Raw genomic sequence first — 16,510 nt, forward strand, 5'->3', positions numbered from 1 at the left:
CCTCCCCCCTCGGGGGAGGGTTGGGGGTGGGGCTGCCGAGCAAGCAGTAACGCCGCGTGGTCTCGCCCGACTCCCCCGCCCCTCGCCGCTTTCGCGGCTTTTCCCCGCCCCTGAAGGGGCGGGGAGCTGAGTTACCAGGGCACCACATCTCCGGCGGCGACTTCTTCGGGGCGCGGGGTGCGGCCGAGCATGGTGTTGCGGTGGGGGAAGCGGCCGAAACGAGCGATCACGTCGTGGTGCTTTTGCGCGAAGCCGAGCAGATAATCGTCGCCCAGCACAGTGAACAACAAGAGCGAGCGTTGCTGGTCGGGCAGCGCTTCGCTGTGCTCGAACGGCATGTAGAGAAAGCCCTTCTCTTGGCGCTCAAGCTGGTCGTCGAAGCCGCGGTCGACCGCGCCGCGCGCAATCGCCAGCGCGAGATGGTCGGTGGCGAATTGCTCGGCGACCCCACGAAACATGTTGCGCGGAAACTGGTCGAACAGGATCACCGCCGCGAGCGCGGTCAGCGGGTGATCGAGGAAGCGGTCGGCGGGGAGCCGGCGCTGCTCGGTCCAGTGCTTGAGGAAGCGGCGGCGGATATCGTCGTCGAACGCGGGATCGGCCTGCCACCACCGCTCGGGCGGTAAAGAAAACCAGAATTTGAGGACGTCGCCGCGCCAGCCGTCGCTCACGCAGCGGTTCCGCCGACCGTCAAACCGTCGATCAGCAGGGTCGGCTGGCCAACCCCGGCAGGCACCGACTGGCCGCCCTTGCCGCAGATCCCGACGCCCTCGTCGAGCGCGAGGTCGTTGCCGATTCCCTTGACGCGGGTCAGCACGGTCGGGCCGTCGCCGATCAATGTCGCGCCCTTGATCGGGACGCCCAGTTTGCCGTTCTCGATCTTGTACGCCTCGGTGCACGAGAAGACGAATTTTCCGGATGTGATATCGACCTGCCCGCCGCCGAAGCTTTTGGCGTAAATGCCGTTCTTGACGCGGCTCACAAGCTCGGCGGGGTCGTCATTGCCGCCAAGCATGAAGGTGTTGGTCATACGCGGCATCGGGGCATGCGCGAAGCTTTCGCGGCGCCCGTTGCCGGTGGGCGCCATGCCCATCAGGCGCGCGTTGAGGCGGTCCTGCAGATAGCCTTTCAAGATGCCGTCCTCGATCAGCACGGTGCGGCCGGTCGGGGTTCCTTCGTCGTCGATGGTCAGCGAGCCGCGGCGCTCGCCGATCGCCCCTTCGTCGATCACGGTCACGCCGGGCGCGGCGACGCGCTGGCCGATGCGGCCGGAGAAAGCCGAGGTGCCCTTGCGGTTGAAGTCGCCCTCGAGGCCGTGGCCGATCGCCTCGTGGAGCAGCACGCCGGGCCAGCCGGGTCCGAGCACGACCTGCATCTCGCCGGCGGGCGCGGCGACCGACTCGAGATTAACCAGCGCCTGGGCGAGCGCGATGTCGATCGCGCGGCCCCACACTGTCTCGTCGAACAGGCGGTCGTAGAGGTAGCGCCCGCCGAGGCCGTGGAAGCCGCTTTCGCGGCGGTCGCCCGAGGCGGCGACGATCTCGACGTTGAGCCGGACCAGCGGGCGCACGTCGGAAGCGACGAAGCCGTCGGCGCGGACAATGTCGATCACGCTCCAGCTGCCGAGCAAAGCCACGCTGACCTGGGCGACGCGGGGATCGCGGGCGCGCGCGGCGGCGTCGATGCGCTGGCACAGCGCGACCTTGTCGGCGAACGGGATCAGCGACAGCGGGTCGTCGGCGCCGTACATCGCCTGGTTGGTGCGCGGCGGGGGAGCGGCATGCGGGCCGCGCGCGGGGTCGAGCAATTGGAGGGTGGCGGCGGCGCGCTCGATGGCGGCGGCGCTGATCTCGTTGGCGTGGGCAAAGGCGGTGGTCTCGCCGCTGACCCCGCGCAGGCCGAACCCCGTGGCGGTGTGGAAATCGGCGGTCTTGAGGCGGCCGTCGTCGAACCCGAACGCCTCGCTCGCCTGGTATTGCAAATAGAGCTCGCCGTCGTCGCAGGCGCCGAGGTGGCGCGCGGCGAGGCGCTGGGTGTCGTCGCGGTCGAGCGCGCCGTCACGGTAGAGGAAGCGGCGCGGGTCGGCGCTCATGCCGGCATATCGGCGGGGCCGCCCTCGAGCACGAAGCGGCGGTCGCAATAGCCGCATTCGACAAAGCCCAGTTCGGGGTCGATGCGCAGGTAGACGCGCGGATGGCCGAGCGCGGGGGCGACTTCGCCCGAGCCGTCGCAGGCGACGGCGGGCGAGGTGACGCGGATGGTTTCGGGCGGGGGGATGTCCATGGCTCCCGCCCTAGCAACCGGCGAGGCGCGCTTCAATCGAGCCGGGTCAGGGGAACTGAATCTCGACCAGGAAGGTGCCGAGATAGGTTCCCTCGGCCTGGTTGGTGTTGACGTGGAGGGTGCCGCCGATCTTGAACTGGAAAGGCTCCCTGGCGACCACGTTGCGGTTGGCGCTGCCGCTCAGCGTCCAGGTGTCGACGCGCATCGTCTCGGTGCCGCCGACTCGGGTGACGGTGGTGGGAATTCGCGGGATGCGGATGATGACCACGTTCTTGCTCGGACTGATCGCCTCGAACAGCGCGGCATAGGGCACGCCGCCGGCATGGATCACGCCGCCGGTGGTGGTCATGGTGTCGGTGTTGGGATTGACCACCGCGGGGCCGGCGGTGGTCACCGTCAGCATCGCGAAGTTGAGGTCTTCGATCTTGCGGATGGTGGCCGAGGTGGCAATCTCGACCGTCGCGGTGGCGTTGCGGGTGGGCGAAACCGGGGCGGCATGGGTCAGCGACGGCGCCAGCAGCGCCGCCAGCGCCAGCGCGCCGCGGAAGAGGGAAAACCCAGACATCTGTGCGCCCGCGTTAGGCATTCAAGTTCAACATGCATCTACCGATCATGGTTAAGGCGGCGTTAGGATGGGCGGCTTGTCGCTGTCGCGGGCGCTGCCTATGCGGGGGCCGATGAGCGACCCCGAGCCCGCGCCCGCGATCCGCATCGACGCGCTGTCGAAGACCTACGCCGGGGGCAAGCGCGCGCTCGACGCGGTCAGCTTCGACGTGCCCCGCGGGCAGATTTTCGGGCTGCTCGGCCCCAATGGCGCGGGCAAGTCGACGCTAATCAACATCCTTGCCGGGCTGGTAAGGAAGACCAGCGGCAGCGCCACGGTGTGGGGGTTCGACATCGACGCCCATCCGCGCAACGCCAAGCGCGCGATCGGAATCGTGCCGCAGGAAATATTGTTCGACCCATTCTTCACCCCGCGCGAGGCGCTCGAGATCCAGGCCGGGCTGTACGGTATCCCCGCGGCCGAGCGGCAGAGCGACGCGTTGCTCGCCGCGATGCATCTGACCGACAAGGCCGGCGCCTATGCGCGCACCTTGTCCGGCGGCATGAAGCGGCGGTTGCTGGTGGCCAAGGCGATGGTCCATTCGCCGCCGATCCTGGTCCTCGACGAGCCCACCGCGGGGGTCGACATCGAGCTGCGCAAGCAATTGTGGGGCTATGTCCGCGAGCTCAACGAGCAGGGCGTGACGGTGGTGCTGACCACCCATTACCTCGAGGAAGCCGAGCAATTGTGCGACCGCATCGCGATCATCAACCACGGCCGTTTGATCGCCAATGAGCCGACGCGAGAATTGATCGCCAAGGCACACGACAAGTCGGTGGTGGTGACGTTCGGCCATGACATCGCCAAGGTGCCGACCAATGCGTGCTTCGCCAACATCGCGTTGCTCGACGAGCGCACGCTCGAGATCACCTACCGCAAGGACCGCGTCAACGCGGGCGAAGTGCTTGCGGCGCTGGCCGCCGAGGGGCTGGCAATCGTCGACGTCTCGACCCGCGACCCCGATCTGGAGGACGTGTTCCTGAGCCTGACCCGCGAAGACCAGGCGGCATGAGCGGCGCGTTCGACGTGCTGATCGTCGGTTCGGGCGCGGCGGGGCTGTCGGCGGCGCTCAATTTGGCCGAGACGCGCAAAGTCGGGGTGATCGCCAAGGGCGCGCTGGGTGAAGGCGCGACGGGGTGGGCGCAGGGCGGAATCGCTGCGGTGCTCGAGGAAGGCGACAGCTTCGAGGCGCATGTCCGCGACACCATGACCGCCGGGGCCGGGCTCAACGATCTGGCGGTGGTCGAGCATGTCGTCGGCGCGGCGCCGGCGGCGATCGCGCGGCTGGTCGAATTGGGCGTGCCGTTCGCGGAGGAAGGCGGCGTGCTGCATCTGACCCGCGAGGGCGGCCATAGCCACCGACGGATCGTCCATGTCGCCGACGCCACCGGGCGCGCGGTGCAGCAGGCGCTGGAGACCGCGGCGGCGGCCAATCCCAACATCACCTTGCTGCCCGACATGGTCGCGATCGACCTCATCAGCGGGCGCCATGCGGCGCAGTTCTCGACTAGCGGCGCGATCCACGGGCTGTACGCTTACAGCCGCGAGACCAAGCGAGTGGAGACGCTGACCGCGCGCGCGACGATTCTCGCCAGCGGCGGCGCCGGGCGCGCGTATTTGTATTCGACCGCGCCGCGCGGGGCGACCGGCGACGGCATCGCGATGGCGTGGCGCGCCGGCTGCCGCATCTCAAACATGGAGTTCATGCAGTTCCACCCGACCTGCCTGTACAATCTCAGCGTCAAGAACTTCCTGATCACCGAAGCGGTGCGCGGCGAAGGCGGGCTGCTGATCAACCCCAAATCGGGGCGGCGCTTCATGCCCGACTATGACGAGCGCGCCGAGCTCGCCCCGCGCGACATCGTCGCCCGCGCGATCGACAATGAAATCAAGCGCGACGGGCTCGATTTCGTCCACCTCGACATCTCGCACCGCGAGCCCGAGTTCGTCCGCGCGCACTTCCCCAACATCCACGAGCGGCTGCTCGAGCTCGGCATCGACATCACGGTGCAGCCGATCCCGGTGGTGCCGGCGCAGCATTACACCTGCGGCGGAGTGATGGTCGATTTGGCCGGCCGGACCGACGCGGCGGGGCTGTATGCCGCCGGCGAAGTGACCCAGTCGGGTCTCCACGGCGCCAACCGCCTGGCCTCCAACTCGCTGCTGGAATGCGTCGTGTTCGGCGAGGCGGCGGCGCGCGACATCCTCGCCCGCTGGGGCGAGCTGGGGGACCCGCCCGAAATACAGGCGTGGGACGAAAGCCGCGTTAGCGACAGCGACGAGGAGGTCGTCATCCAGCAGATCTGGGGGGAAATCCGCCGCTTCATGTGGAATTTCGTCGGCATCGTACGCACCACGAAGCGGCTCGAACGGGCCAAGCGGCGGATCGACATGCTGCGCGCCGAAGTCGCCGATTATTACCGGAATTTCCGCGTCACCCCCGACCTGATCGAGCTGCGCAACCTGGTCGAGGTGGCCGACCTCATCGTGCGCTGCGCGCTCGCCCGCCACGAAAGCCGCGGGCTCCATTACACGCTGGATTACCCCGCGCTGCTGCCCGAAGCGGTCGACACCGTGCTGGTGCCGTGACTGTCCGCCGGTCCGGCGCCACCGACCGGCGCCGGAGCGGCGATCTTCGCCAACGGAAATTCGAGGATGCAGGTGACGCCGAGCGATCCGAGCTCGCGGCGAACCGTGCCGCGCAGCTGGCCCTCGACCAGCCGCCGCAACAGTCGCGAGCCGAAATTCTCCATCGCCGAGGCGCGGACCTCGGGTCCGTCCGCCTCGCGCCAGGTCACCACGACCTTATCCTCGTCGCGCCGCCACGCCACGTCGAGGCGGCCGCTCGGCGTCGACAGCGCGCCGTATTTGAGCGCGTTGGTGGCGAGCTCGTTGACCACCAGCCCGAGGGCAACGGCCTGCGCGCTGCCCAGCTCGATGTGCTCGCCATCAAGCTGTAGCCGGCCGGGGCTGTCGGTGGCGTAGGGCTCGAGCTCCGCCGCGATCAGCTCCGACAGCGTGATCGATTCCTGCGCGGCCAGTTTCTCGTCGAGCAGGTCATGGGCGCGGGCGAGCGCCGCGATGCGCGAATTGAGCGCGCGATGGTGCTCCTGAGGCAAGGTCAGGCTGGCCAGCGCCTGCGCCGCGGTGAAGGCGTTCTTGACGCGGTGCTTGAGCTCGTCGCGCGCCAGCTCGGCGTCATCCAGCGCCTTGGACAATGCCGCGATCAGCCGGACGTTTTCCATCGCGGTGGCGGTCGCGCGGGCGAGCCGCTCGAGCATCTCGACCTGGTCGTCGGAGGCGCGGTAGGTTTCGCTCCAATAGGCGCCGATCGCCCCGATCGGGTCGGCCGAGCGGACCGGCACCATCAGCATGCTGCGGACGAAGGTGTCGAGGTAGAGCTCCTGCGGGATCCGCGGGTCGTGCCGGATGTCCTCGATGACGACCGTCTCGCGGTGCAGCATGGCCCAGCCGCTGATGCACGAGGCGAGCGGGAATTTGTGGCCCTTCCACAACGGCCCCATGGCGTCTTCCTCGACGTACCAGCACTGCTCGCCTTCGCGCAGGATGACGGCGATGCCGTCGGCGCCGATCAGCCGCCGCGCGGTGTTGCGCAGCGTCGCGACGACGTCGTCCATGCCCGCAGCGCCGGCGAGCGTCTCAATCGCCTGGACCAGCAGTTCAGCGCGCTCGTCGGAGACCCGGCGGGCGAACGAGGGCTGGTCGATAGGCACGTCAATTCCCTGTTGTCGTTTCATACGGCTGCACTAACGACGCATTGGAAAATAAGTTTCCCTTTGATTACAGTGACATGAACGACGTGAAGATTCGGGCGTTGTCGTTGTGTCGGGCCCACCGGCGCGCCCGCCGCACCCGGCCGGCTTTCCTCATGCCGCCGCACTGCTAAGCAAGGCGGATGTCGAGCCCGCCCAATATCGACGCCGGCGCAAGGGCCGCCGAACCGCACCCGCACGATCGCCCGGTGTCGCGCGGGTCGATGGCGATCGCTGGGTTCTCGACGGTCGTCGAGTGGTACGATTTCACGTTGTATCTGTACTTCGCCACTGTCCTGTCGCGGGTGTTTTTCGGTGGCGGCGAGGGGTCGTTGGCGACGACGCTGGCGGGGTTCGCGGTGGCGTATCTGATGCGCCCGCTCGGCGCATTGTTCTTCGGCCATATCGGCGACCGTTACGGGCGGCGGCGGACCCTGCTGCTGTCGGTGGCGCTGATGTCGGCGGCGATGCTCACCATCGCCTTGCTGCCGACGCGCGACGCGATCGGCCCCGCCGCGGGGTGGGCGCTGCTGGCGCTGCGCTGCGTGATGGGGTTCGCGGTCGGCGGCGAATATACCGGGGTGGTCGCCTATCTGCTCGAGGGCGCACGGGCCGAGCGGCGCGGGTTGATCACCTCGCTGGCGGCGGCGGCGAGCGAGGTCGGCGCGTTGCTCGCGGTAGCGGTGTCGGCGATCACGGTCAGCGCGCTGAGCGGGGCGGATTTGGACGCATGGGGCTGGCGCATCCCGTTCCTGGTCGGCGCTGGGCTGGCGGTGACGGTGTGGGTCGCCCGCGCGGCAATGGAAGAATCGCCCGACTTCGAGCGGCAGCGGGCGCAGTCGACGATCCCCACGCACCCGCTGCGTCACGCGCTGACCCACCACCGCGCCGGGATTATGCGCGGCTTCGCGATCTCGGCGCTGGGCTCGATTACTTATTACGTCGGGATCACCTATGTGCCGGCATTCCTGACCTCGGTGGGATCGATGGCGGAAAGCCAATCGCTGTGGCTGTCGACGATCGCGGCGGTGGTGGTGATCGCGGTGACGCCTGTCGTCGGAGCGCTGTCCGACCAAGTTGGGCGGAAGGGCGTGCTGGCGGGGCTGGCGGTGCTCAGCGCGGTGCTGCCGGTGACCATGTTCTCGCTGATGGCGGGCGGCGCATCGAACGACGCCTTGCTCGGGGCGGTGATCCTCGCCGGGGTTGCCGGGGGGGTCAGCGCGGTCGGGGCGGTGGCGACGGCCGAGCAGTTCGCGGGCGAGGGGCGGCTGACCGGGCTGGCGCTGGGCGCGACCACCGCCACCGCCATATTCGGCGGCCTGACCCCGTGGCTGGCGCAGGTGCTGATCGAGCGCACCGGCGCGCCGATCGTGCCCGGGGTAATGATCGCAGTGGTCGCGCTGGCGGTGCTGCCGGTGCTGCTGACGATGCCCGAAACGCGGCCGCGACGGACGGTGCTGCATATGCCGCCCGAGGCTGCTAAACCGCGCCGGTGATGGCCAGAACAAACCCCGCGTCGACCGGCCCGCTGGCGTGCGCGGCGTGCCCGGTGCGCGACCGCGCGGCGTGCTCGGCGCTGAGCGGGGACGAGCGCGACGATTTGGCGCGGCTCGGGCACCACCGCACGCTCAAGCGCGGCGAGACCCTGTTCGCCAGCGGGGACAAAAACTTCGCCTGCGCGACGCTGATTTCGGGCGCGCTCAAGATCGGCAGCTTCGGCGCCGACGGCACCGAGCGCATCTTGAGCCTGGTCCACCCGGCGGGGTTCGTCGGCGAGATGTTCGCGCCGGTCGCGCGGCATGACGTGGTGGCGCTGACCGACAGCCGGCTGTGCGTGTTTCCCGGTCACAGCTATGAAGCGGCGGTCGAGCGTTTTCCGGCGCTGGGACGGGCGCTGCTGCGGCGCTCGGCCGAGGATCTGTTCGCGAGCCGGTCGATGATCGACCTGATGAGCCGGCGCACCGCGAAGCAGCGGGTTGCCGGGTTCCTGCTGGCGATGGCGCAGGCGGCGAGCACATCGCCATGCCACGCGGCGGGGGAGTTCGAGCTACCGCTGAGCCGCGGTGAGATCGCCGGGATGCTCGGGCTGACGATCGAGACGGTCAGCCGGCAGTTCACCGCGCTCGAGCGCGCCGGGCTGATCGAGCGCAGCGGAGCGCGCGGCATCCGTTTGGCGGACGCCGCGCGGCTCGAGGGGATTGCCGTCTAGATCAGCGCCGCGATGAGCGCGACCGAGATCGCCCAGCACAGGATCAGGAATGGCAGCAGCAGGACCAAGGTGGCCGCCTCGCGCCCGCCGCAGCGGCCGGTGGCGGTGGCAATGCCGTGTTCCATGAACTCCGACCAGCCGAGCGCCGGCGTGCGGGTTTCGGCCGGGTTCATCCGCGCCCACAGGCCGGGAACGGTGAAAAAGGCGACGATGAACGCGACGAACACCCCGAACGGCACCGCCAGCTCGGGATTGCGGAAGGCGAAGGAGAGCACGCCGACGAAGCCGAGGAATAGCGTCGCGGTGGCAACATGGAGGACCGGGGGCAGCTCGAACGTGCGGTCGTCGCACGCGCGCAGGACCGGCGCGGCGACGATCTCGTCGCGGGCGAGCAGGGTGTGGGAAGGAAGCATGGTGGTCATCGCGAACTCCTTTGTTCGCGGACCGGATTAGGGCGCGGAGTCGGTCGCCGCATTGACGGATGTCAAATGCGCCGCGCGCTGGCATCGCGCCGCTACCCTGCTAAACCGCCCCGACATGCCGGACGCCCAGGATTCCCCCGCCACCCCCCATCTCTACCTGGTCGACGGGTCGAGCTATATCTTCCGCGCCTATCACCGGCTGCCGCCGCTGACCAACCGCCACGGCCAGCCGGCGGGGGCGGTGTACGGCTATACCGCGATGCTGTGGAAGCTCGCCGACGGGCTCGAGAAGGCCGACGGGCCGACCCACATGGCGGTCATCCTCGACAAGTCGGAATCGACCTTCCGCAACGCGATGTACGACCAGTACAAGGCGCACCGCCCGCCGCCGCCCGACGATCTGGTGTCGCAATTCCCGCTGATCCGCACTGCGACGCGCGCTTTTTCGATTCCGTGCATCGAGGAAGAAGGTCTCGAGGCCGACGATATCATCGCCTGCTACGTCACCGCGGCCAAAAATGCGGGGTGGCGGGTGACGATCGTCAGCTCGGACAAGGACCTGATGCAATTGGTCGAGGACGGCGCGGTCGACATGCTCGACACCATGAACGACCGCCGCATCGACGAGGCCTATGTCAACGACAAGTTCGGGGTCGGGCCCGGGCTGGTCGGGGACGTGCTCGCGCTGATGGGCGACAGCGTCGACAATGTGCCGGGGGTGCCGGGGGTCGGGCCGAAAACCGCGACATTGCTGATCCAGCAGTTCGGCAGCCTCGAAGCGGTGCTCGCGGGGACCGACGCGATTACCAAGCCCAAGCTTAAGCAGAACCTGATCGAGCATGCCGACAATGCGCGTCTGTCGCGCGAGCTGGTGCGGCTGGTGTGCGACGCGCCGCTGCCCGAGCCGCTCGCCGACCTCGCGTTGAAGGGCATCCCGCCGCAGCCGTTGAAGGAATTCCTCGAGGAGCAAGGGTTCAAGACGCTGCTCGCCCGGATGGTCGGCGGCGGCGGCGCGCCCGCCGCGCGCAGCTCGAGCGGGGGCGGGATCAATGGCGTCATGGCGGCAATGGACCGGCCTGCCGCGGCGCCCATCGCCGAGAGCATCGCGGTCGATCGCTCGGCGTATGAGACGGTCACCGACGAGGCGGCGCTCGACGGCTGGATCGCCGAGGCCCGGGCCCAGGGCTATGTCGCGGTCGACACCGAGACCGACTGCATCGATTGCGTGATCGCGCGGCTGGTCGGGATCAGCCTGGCGACCGCGCCCAACCGCGCCTGCTACATCCCCGTCGGGCACAGCGGCGCCGACTTGTATTCGGACGCGCCGAGCCAGTTGGCGAAGGATCTCGTGCTGGCCAAGCTCAAGCCGCTGCTCGAGGACCCGGCGGTGCTCAAGATCGGGCACAATCTGAAATACGACTGGGTGATCTTCGCCAAGGCCGACATCGAGGTCGCGCCGTTCGACGATACCATGCTGCTCAGCTTCGCGCTCGACGCGGGGCGCCACAACCACGGCATGGACGAGCTCGCCAAATTGCACTTCGAGCACGAGTGCATCCCGTTCAAGGCGCTGTGCGGGACCGGCGCCAAGCAGATCACCTTCGACCATGTGCCGCTACCCCAGGCGACCGAATATGCCGCTGAGGATGCCGACATCACGCTCAGGCTGTGGCAGCGGTTGAAACCGCGCATTGTCGCCGAGGGCTCGGCGCAGGTGTACGAGCGGGTCGACCGGCCGCTGGTGCCAGTGATTGGGCGGATGGAGCGGCGCGGGGTCAAGGTCGACCGCGAGTATCTGGCCAAATTGTCGGGCGAGTTCGCGACCGAGATCGTGGCGCTCGAGGGGCGGGTGTACGAGGCGGCGGGCGGCCCGTTCACCATCGGCAGCCCGCAGCAGCTTGGCGCGGTGCTGTACGACCGGCTTGGTTTGAAGGGCGGGCGCAAGGGCAAGAGCGGGACTTATTCAACCGACGTCACCGAACTCGAGCGACTCGCCGCCGAGGGGGTCGACGCGGCGCGGCTTGTGCTCGACTGGCGGCAATTGTCGAAACTCAAATCGACCTACACCGACGCTCTACAGGCGCAGATCAACCCCGAGACCGGCCGCGTCCACACCAGCTTCAGCCTGGCCGTGGCGCAGACCGGGCGCTTGTCCTCGACCGACCCCAATTTGCAGAACATCCCGATCCGCACCGAGATCGGGCGCAAGATCCGCGACGCCTTCGTGGCCGAGCCGGGGCATGTGCTGATGAGCGCCGACTACAGCCAGATCGAATTGCGGCTGGCGGCGCACATGGCCGACGTGCCGGCCTTGAAGCAGGCGTTCCGCGACAAGGCCGACATCCACAATCTGACCGCGATCGAGCTATTCGGCTCGGACGACCGCGACAATCGCAACAAGGCCAAGACGATCAATTTCGCCATCCTTTACGGCATTTCGTCGTGGGGATTGGCGGGCCGGCTCGGGGTCTCGAAGGACGAAGGCCAAGCGATCATCGACCGCTATTTCGAGCGCTTCCCCGGCATCCGCAATTACATCGCGCAGACGCTGACCTTCGCCCGTGAGAACGGGTTTACGCGCACCCTGTTCGGGCGGAAAACGCATTTCCCCAACATCGGCAGCCGCCAGCAGAATTTGCGGCAGGGCAGCGAGCGCGCGGCGATCAACGCGCCGATCCAGGGCACCAGCGCCGACCTCATCAAGCGCGCGATGGCGCGGATGGACGCGGCGCTCGACGAGGCCGGGCTCGACGGCGTGCGGATGCTGCTCCAGGTCCACGACGAACTGGTGTTTGAGGTGCCCGACGGGCGCGAGGAGGAGGCCGCAGCGGTGATCCGGCGGGTGATGGGCGAGGCCGCCGAGCCGGCGCAGACGCTCGACGTGCCGCTCGATGTCGAGGTCGGCTCGGGCGCCAACTGGGGCGCCGCGCATTGAAGCCGGAAGTCGAGCCGCCGCCGCCGTCGGCTGACCTCGCGGCTCTGGCCCGCGGCGGACGAATCAATTTCTTCGGGTTCGTGCTCAGGCTCGCCGCGCGGCTGCCGTTCCTGTTCATTGCCGGGCGGATGTACGGCGCCGAGGCGTTGGGGCGGTTCGCTTATGCCGTCCTGATTGTCGAGTTCGCGGCGCAGCTGGCGACGCTCGGGTTGAAGCGCGGGCTGGCGCAGCAACTCGCCCACACCGACAAGCCGCACGTGTGCATCGTCTACGACGCGTTGCTGGTCGGCGATCGGCTCGGCGCTGTGCATGGGGCTGCTGTTCCTGTTCCCGCAGGCGATGTTCCCCAACAGCGAGATCCACGGGCTCGAGTGGCTGCTGCCGGTGGCGGTGATCGCGCTGGCGTGGTCGGACGTGATGCTCGCCGCTTTGGCCTATCGCCACGACATCGGTGCAACAGTGCGCGCACGATCTGTCGTCGAGCCGTGGACGATCAGCATTGCCGCATTTGCGCTGGCCTATTTCTCCAAGCGCGACGGGCTGATCCTCGCTTATGCGCTGTCGATGATAGGCGCGCTGATCGCCTCGATCATCCCGTTCTTGAAGTCCTACGGCGTGCCGCGCGAGTGGAACCCCGACCCCGCGACGCTGTGGCGGATGGCGCGGCGCAGCGTGCCCGTCGCTGCCGCCGACGCGGTCGAATGGGGCTCGCGGCGGGTCGACATCGCGGTGCTCGGCCTGTTCTTCTCGCCGGCCATCGTCGGCATCTACTACGTCGCGCAGAACGTCGCCTCGCTGCCGTCCAAGCTGAAGACCAGCTTCGACCCGATCCTCGGCCCGGTGATCGCGCGCAACCTCGCCGCCGGCGACAAGCAAGCGGTCGCCCAGCAGGTGCGCCAGGTCGGTTTCTGGGTGATTGCCGCGCAGCTCGGCGTCGCGCTCGCGCTCGGCATCCCCGGCGAGGGGGTGATGGGGCTGGTCGGCCCGGCGTTCGTCGCCGGCACCGCGGCGCTCGCGGTGCTGCTCGCCGCCGAGGTAGTGGCGGCGATGGCGGCAGTCAGCGAGGCGGCGCTGATCTACATCGCGCGCCACCGCAACATGATGCTGAGCCTGGCGATGCTGGCGCTGGAGGCGGGGCTGGCGGTGGCGCTGATCCTGGTCATGCGGCGGATGGAGCTGCCGACGATGTGGCAGGCGACCGGCCCGGCGATCGCCTTGTTGCTGGCGCTGGCGTTCGCCGCGATCACCAAGTCCTTGCTGTTGCGCAAGCTGCTCGGCGGCCGCGTCTCGGGCTGGCGCTGGCCGCTGGTGTGGGCGGCGATCGCGGCGGTGGTGGTCGGCGAGATCATGATCCTGCTGCCCGAATGGGCCGAGCTGGCATTCGGCATCCCGGCGATCCTGGTGGCGTTCGGCGCGGTGCTGTGGACGCGCGGCTTCAAGGCCGAGGACCGCGAGCTGTTCCGCATGCGCAAAGCGGACATCGAGGAATTGGGCGAGGTTGAGGCGGACGAAGCGCACGTTGAAACGCCGCGCGGGTCTCCCCCGACTGCCCCGCCCCTTCGCCGCTGACGCGGCTCTTCCCCGCCCCTCAAGGGGCTGGGGTTAGTGGCGGAAGTGGCGCATGCCGGTGAACAGCATGGTCAGGCCGGCGGCGTCCGCCGCGGCGATGACTTCGTCGTCGCGGATCGAGCCGCCGGGCTGGATCACCGCGGTGGCGCCCGCCTCGACCGCCGCGAGGAGGCCGTCGGCGAACGGGAAAAAGGCGTCGGACGCAACAGCTGAACCAATCGTGCGCGGCTCGGGCCAACCCATCGTCTCGGCCGCTTCCTTGGCCTTGGCGGCGGCGATGCGCGCCGAATCGCGGCGGTTCATCTGGCCCGCGCCGATGCCGGCGGTGGCGCCATCCTTGGCGTAAACGATGGCGTTCGACTTGACGTGCTTGGCGACGGTCCAGGCGAACAGGCAGTCGGCGACCTCCTGCTCGGTGGGCTGGCGCTTGGTGACGCATTTCAACTGGTCGCGGGTGACATGGCCGTTATCGCGGTCCTGCACGAGGAGGCCGCCGGCGATCACCGCGAGGGTTTGCCCGCCGCGTGATGGATCGGGCAATTGGCCGGTGAGCAGCAGCCGCAAATTCTTCTTTTTGGCGAAGATTGCGCGCGCCTCGGCATCGGCGTCGGGGGCGACCACGACCTCGGTGAAGATCTCCGAGATCGCCGCGGCGGTGGCGCCGTCGAGCGGCCGATTGACCGCGACGATGCCGCCGAACGCAGAGACGCTGTCGCACGCCAGCGCGGCCGCCCACGCCTCGGCAAGGGTTTCGGCGCTGGCGACGCCGCACGGGTTGGCGTGCTTGACGATGACCACCGTCGGCGGGCCGTCGCGGAACTCGGCGGCCAGCTCGAGCGCGGCCCCTGCGTCGTTGAGATTGTTGTAGCTGAGCTCCTTGCCCTGGACCTGCTCAGCCTGCGCAATGCCGGGCGCCTGCGGGCCGACAGGGACGTACAGCGCGGCGCGCTGGTGGGGGTTCTCGCCGTAGCGCAGCGGCATCTTGAGCGTCGAGGCGAAGCTCCAGCTCGCCGGGAAGCGTTCGCTTTGGTCGGCGAAGGCGAACCATTGCGAGATGGTCGAATCATAAGCCGCAGTCAGCGCATAGGCTTTGGCCGCGAGCCGTTTCCGCAAGGTCAGCGTGGTCGCGCCGTCATTGGCGTCGAGTTCGGCCAGCAGGGAATCGTAATCGGCGGGTTCGGTGACGCAGGCGACGAACGCGTGGTTCTTGGCTGCCGAGCGGACCATCGAGGGGCCGCCGATGTCGATGTTCTCGATGATCGCCGGGCGGTCGGCGCTGCTCATCACAGTGTCAAGGAACGGGTAGAGGTTGACCACCACGAGGTCGATCGGGGCGATGTCATGCCCGGCCATGGCGGCGGCGTGGGCGGGGTCGTCGCGCACGCCGAGGAGCCCGCCGTGGACCTTGGGGTGGAGCGTCTTGACCCGGCCATCCATCATTTCGGGAAAGCCGGTGAGGTCGGAGATGTCGCGCACTTCGTGGCCGAGCTCGCGCAGCTTGGCGGCGGTGCCGCCGGTCGACACCAATTCGACATTGTGGCGCGCGAGGCCGGCGGCGAGGCGGTCGAGCCCGGCCCTGTCGGACAGTGAAATCAGCGCCCTGGTGACGGGCACGCGGTCGGTCATCATTGGTCCTTCTTGCGTCTTCAACTGGAGCGGCGGAACTGCCACGCGACCTCGCCGCCCAACGCCGCGACTTCGCCGCCGGCGACCAGCTGGATGGTCGGCACGGGATTGCCACGGCCATCGACGACGAGGCTTTCCTCGATCGTCAGCATGGCGCCGCGGCAGCGGAAATTCCACGGCGGCGCGGCGGGCGAGCGGAGGATCGCGCCCATCCCGTCGGCGGTCAAAGTCGCTTCGACCCCGGCGGCGAGGTGGAAGCGGATGGCGAACGGCACCGCGTCGCGGATGCGGCGGCGGCCCTTGGGCAGCAATTGGTCGGCGCCGCGCAATTCCTTGCCGTCGTTACCGAGCATCAGGCTGCGCTTGTGGGTCAGGCCGAAGGCGCGGACATAGCCCGAATGCGCGGCCTCGATGCGGCTGCAATCGTCGTCCTCGCGGCGATCGAGGGTGACGTCATCGACTCCCTTGCCGAGCGAACCGTCGGGGAGGATCGCGGTCGAATTGGTGTCGGCGAGGATCAGGGTGCTGTGCGCGGCGGTGGTGCGCAGCGCCTCGACCAGCTCGGGCGACAGGCCCGACGGCAGCGCGCCGGGGCCGCCGCAATTGACCACCAGCCGCTGCGCGCCGTCGGCGAGCTCGAGCGCGAGGGTCGAGGCGCAGCCGGCGCGGGCCATTTTGGGCGGCGGCGGCGGGGCGGCGTCGAGCACCACCAATGTGCCGAGCGCGGACAGCCGCTGGTAGCCCCAGCCGCGCGCCTGCCGCAGCGGGCGCGCGCGCAGGCCGCAGCCGTCGATGATCGCGCCGACCCGCGCCGCGTCGCCGGGGTTGCCGCCTTGCCACGACGACAGCGCGCCATCGCCCAAAGTGACGCCATGAAGCGCCGCCAAAGCAGCGGCGGCAGCGGCCTCGAAATTGTCGGGGAGGGTCTCCTTGGCGGCGAAATAGGCCGCGCGGAGCAGGCCGAGGCGGTCGACCAAGGCGAGTTGCTCATGCGGCGTGCGGCTGACCAGCCCGCCGTCCTCGAATTGGCCGGCGGCCAGCGCGCGGGCGAGACCGGCCTCGCCGCGGGCCACGCGCGGGACGCCGCCC

13 protein-coding genes and 1 pseudogene are annotated in these 16,510 nt (G+C 68.9%); 6 read left to right on the plus strand and 8 right to left on the minus strand.

The genetic code is table 11. The features are described 5' to 3' along the window. Nucleotides 1-131: 131 nt before the first annotated feature. Genes RMP08_RS03565 through RMP08_RS03580 form a run of 4 tightly spaced genes read right to left on the minus strand, consistent with a single transcriptional unit; the run spans nucleotide 132 to nucleotide 2,848 of the window. Nucleotides 132-671: a DUF924 family protein gene (locus RMP08_RS03565; RefSeq protein ID WP_310467616.1), complete on the minus strand. Its 540-nt coding sequence runs from the start codon at nucleotides 669-671 to the stop codon at nucleotides 132-134. Then, nucleotides 668-2,092, minus strand: a complete 1,425-nt coding sequence (gene tldD / locus RMP08_RS03570) for a metalloprotease TldD (RefSeq protein WP_310467617.1) — start codon at nucleotides 2,090-2,092, stop codon at nucleotides 668-670. The genes RMP08_RS03565 and tldD overlap by 4 nt, the downstream gene beginning before the upstream one ends. Further along, entirely contained in the window at nucleotides 2,089-2,283 is a 195-nt protein-coding gene (locus tag RMP08_RS03575; RefSeq protein WP_310467618.1) for a zinc-finger domain-containing protein, read from the minus strand. Before RMP08_RS03575 ends, tldD begins: the two co-directional genes overlap by 4 nt. A 46-nt stretch (nucleotides 2,284-2,329) precedes the next feature. Beyond that, on the minus strand, nucleotides 2,330-2,848 hold the full coding sequence (locus tag RMP08_RS03580; RefSeq protein WP_310467619.1) for a DUF4402 domain-containing protein: 519 nt from the start codon (nucleotides 2,846-2,848) through the stop codon (nucleotides 2,330-2,332). 112 nt (nucleotides 2,849-2,960) lie between these two features. Here RMP08_RS03580 and RMP08_RS03585 point away from each other — a divergent pair, with 112 nt between their 5' ends. Together RMP08_RS03585 and nadB are read left to right on the plus strand one after the other, a co-directional pair. After that, nucleotides 2,961-3,899, plus strand: a complete 939-nt coding sequence (locus RMP08_RS03585) for an ABC transporter ATP-binding protein (protein ID WP_310467620.1) — start codon at nucleotides 2,961-2,963, stop codon at nucleotides 3,897-3,899. Next, nucleotides 3,896-5,476 (plus strand): L-aspartate oxidase, encoded by a 1,581-nt coding sequence (gene nadB / locus RMP08_RS03590; RefSeq protein WP_310467621.1) that lies wholly within the window; start codon nucleotides 3,896-3,898, stop codon nucleotides 5,474-5,476. The genes RMP08_RS03585 and nadB overlap by 4 nt, the downstream gene beginning before the upstream one ends. Here nadB and RMP08_RS03595 read toward each other — a convergent pair. Then, the gene (locus tag RMP08_RS03595; RefSeq protein ID WP_310467622.1) at nucleotides 5,428-6,621 is read right to left on the minus strand and encodes an HWE histidine kinase domain-containing protein; all 1,194 of its coding nucleotides are present in this window, start codon (nucleotides 6,619-6,621) and stop codon (nucleotides 5,428-5,430) included. The genes nadB and RMP08_RS03595 overlap by 49 nt on opposite strands. A gap of 263 nt (nucleotides 6,622-6,884) precedes the next feature. Here RMP08_RS03595 and RMP08_RS03600 point away from each other — a divergent pair, with 263 nt between their 5' ends. Next, on the plus strand, nucleotides 6,885-8,156 hold the full coding sequence (locus tag RMP08_RS03600; protein WP_310467628.1) for an MFS transporter: 1,272 nt from the start codon (nucleotides 6,885-6,887) through the stop codon (nucleotides 8,154-8,156). Next, entirely contained in the window at nucleotides 8,156-8,869 is a 714-nt protein-coding gene (locus RMP08_RS03605; protein ID WP_310467623.1) for a Crp/Fnr family transcriptional regulator, read from the plus strand. Before RMP08_RS03600 ends, RMP08_RS03605 begins: the two co-directional genes overlap by 1 nt. On the opposite strand, the gene RMP08_RS03610 is transcribed toward RMP08_RS03605, so the two are convergent. Further along, complete coding sequence (locus RMP08_RS03610) at nucleotides 8,866-9,291, minus strand: hypothetical protein (RefSeq protein WP_310467624.1); 426 nt, start codon at nucleotides 9,289-9,291, stop codon at nucleotides 8,866-8,868. The genes RMP08_RS03605 and RMP08_RS03610 overlap by 4 nt on opposite strands. A 115-nt stretch (nucleotides 9,292-9,406) precedes the next feature. Between RMP08_RS03610 and polA the strand changes: the two genes are divergently transcribed. Together polA and RMP08_RS03620 are read left to right on the plus strand one after the other, a co-directional pair. Further along, on the plus strand, nucleotides 9,407-12,226 hold the full coding sequence (polA, locus tag RMP08_RS03615; protein WP_310467625.1) for a DNA polymerase I: 2,820 nt from the start codon (nucleotides 9,407-9,409) through the stop codon (nucleotides 12,224-12,226). Next, nucleotides 12,223-13,795 (plus strand): annotated as a pseudogene (locus RMP08_RS03620) (lipopolysaccharide biosynthesis protein). Before polA ends, RMP08_RS03620 begins: the two are co-directional and overlap by 4 nt. Before the next feature lie 33 nt (nucleotides 13,796-13,828). On the opposite strand, the gene purH reads toward RMP08_RS03620, so the two are convergent. Beyond that, the gene (purH, locus tag RMP08_RS03625) at nucleotides 13,829-15,421 is read right to left on the minus strand and encodes a bifunctional phosphoribosylaminoimidazolecarboxamide formyltransferase/IMP cyclohydrolase (RefSeq protein WP_310467626.1); all 1,593 of its coding nucleotides are present in this window, start codon (nucleotides 15,419-15,421) and stop codon (nucleotides 13,829-13,831) included. Nucleotides 15,422-15,441: 20 nt separating this feature from the next. Then, nucleotides 15,442-16,510: heparinase II/III-family protein (locus RMP08_RS03630; protein ID WP_310467627.1), on the minus strand; the 1,069-nt coding region annotated here is incomplete at its 5' end.

The organism is Sphingomonas sp., assembly GCF_031426035.1.
Taxonomy (GTDB): Bacteria; Pseudomonadota; Alphaproteobacteria; order Sphingomonadales; family Sphingomonadaceae; genus Sphingomicrobium.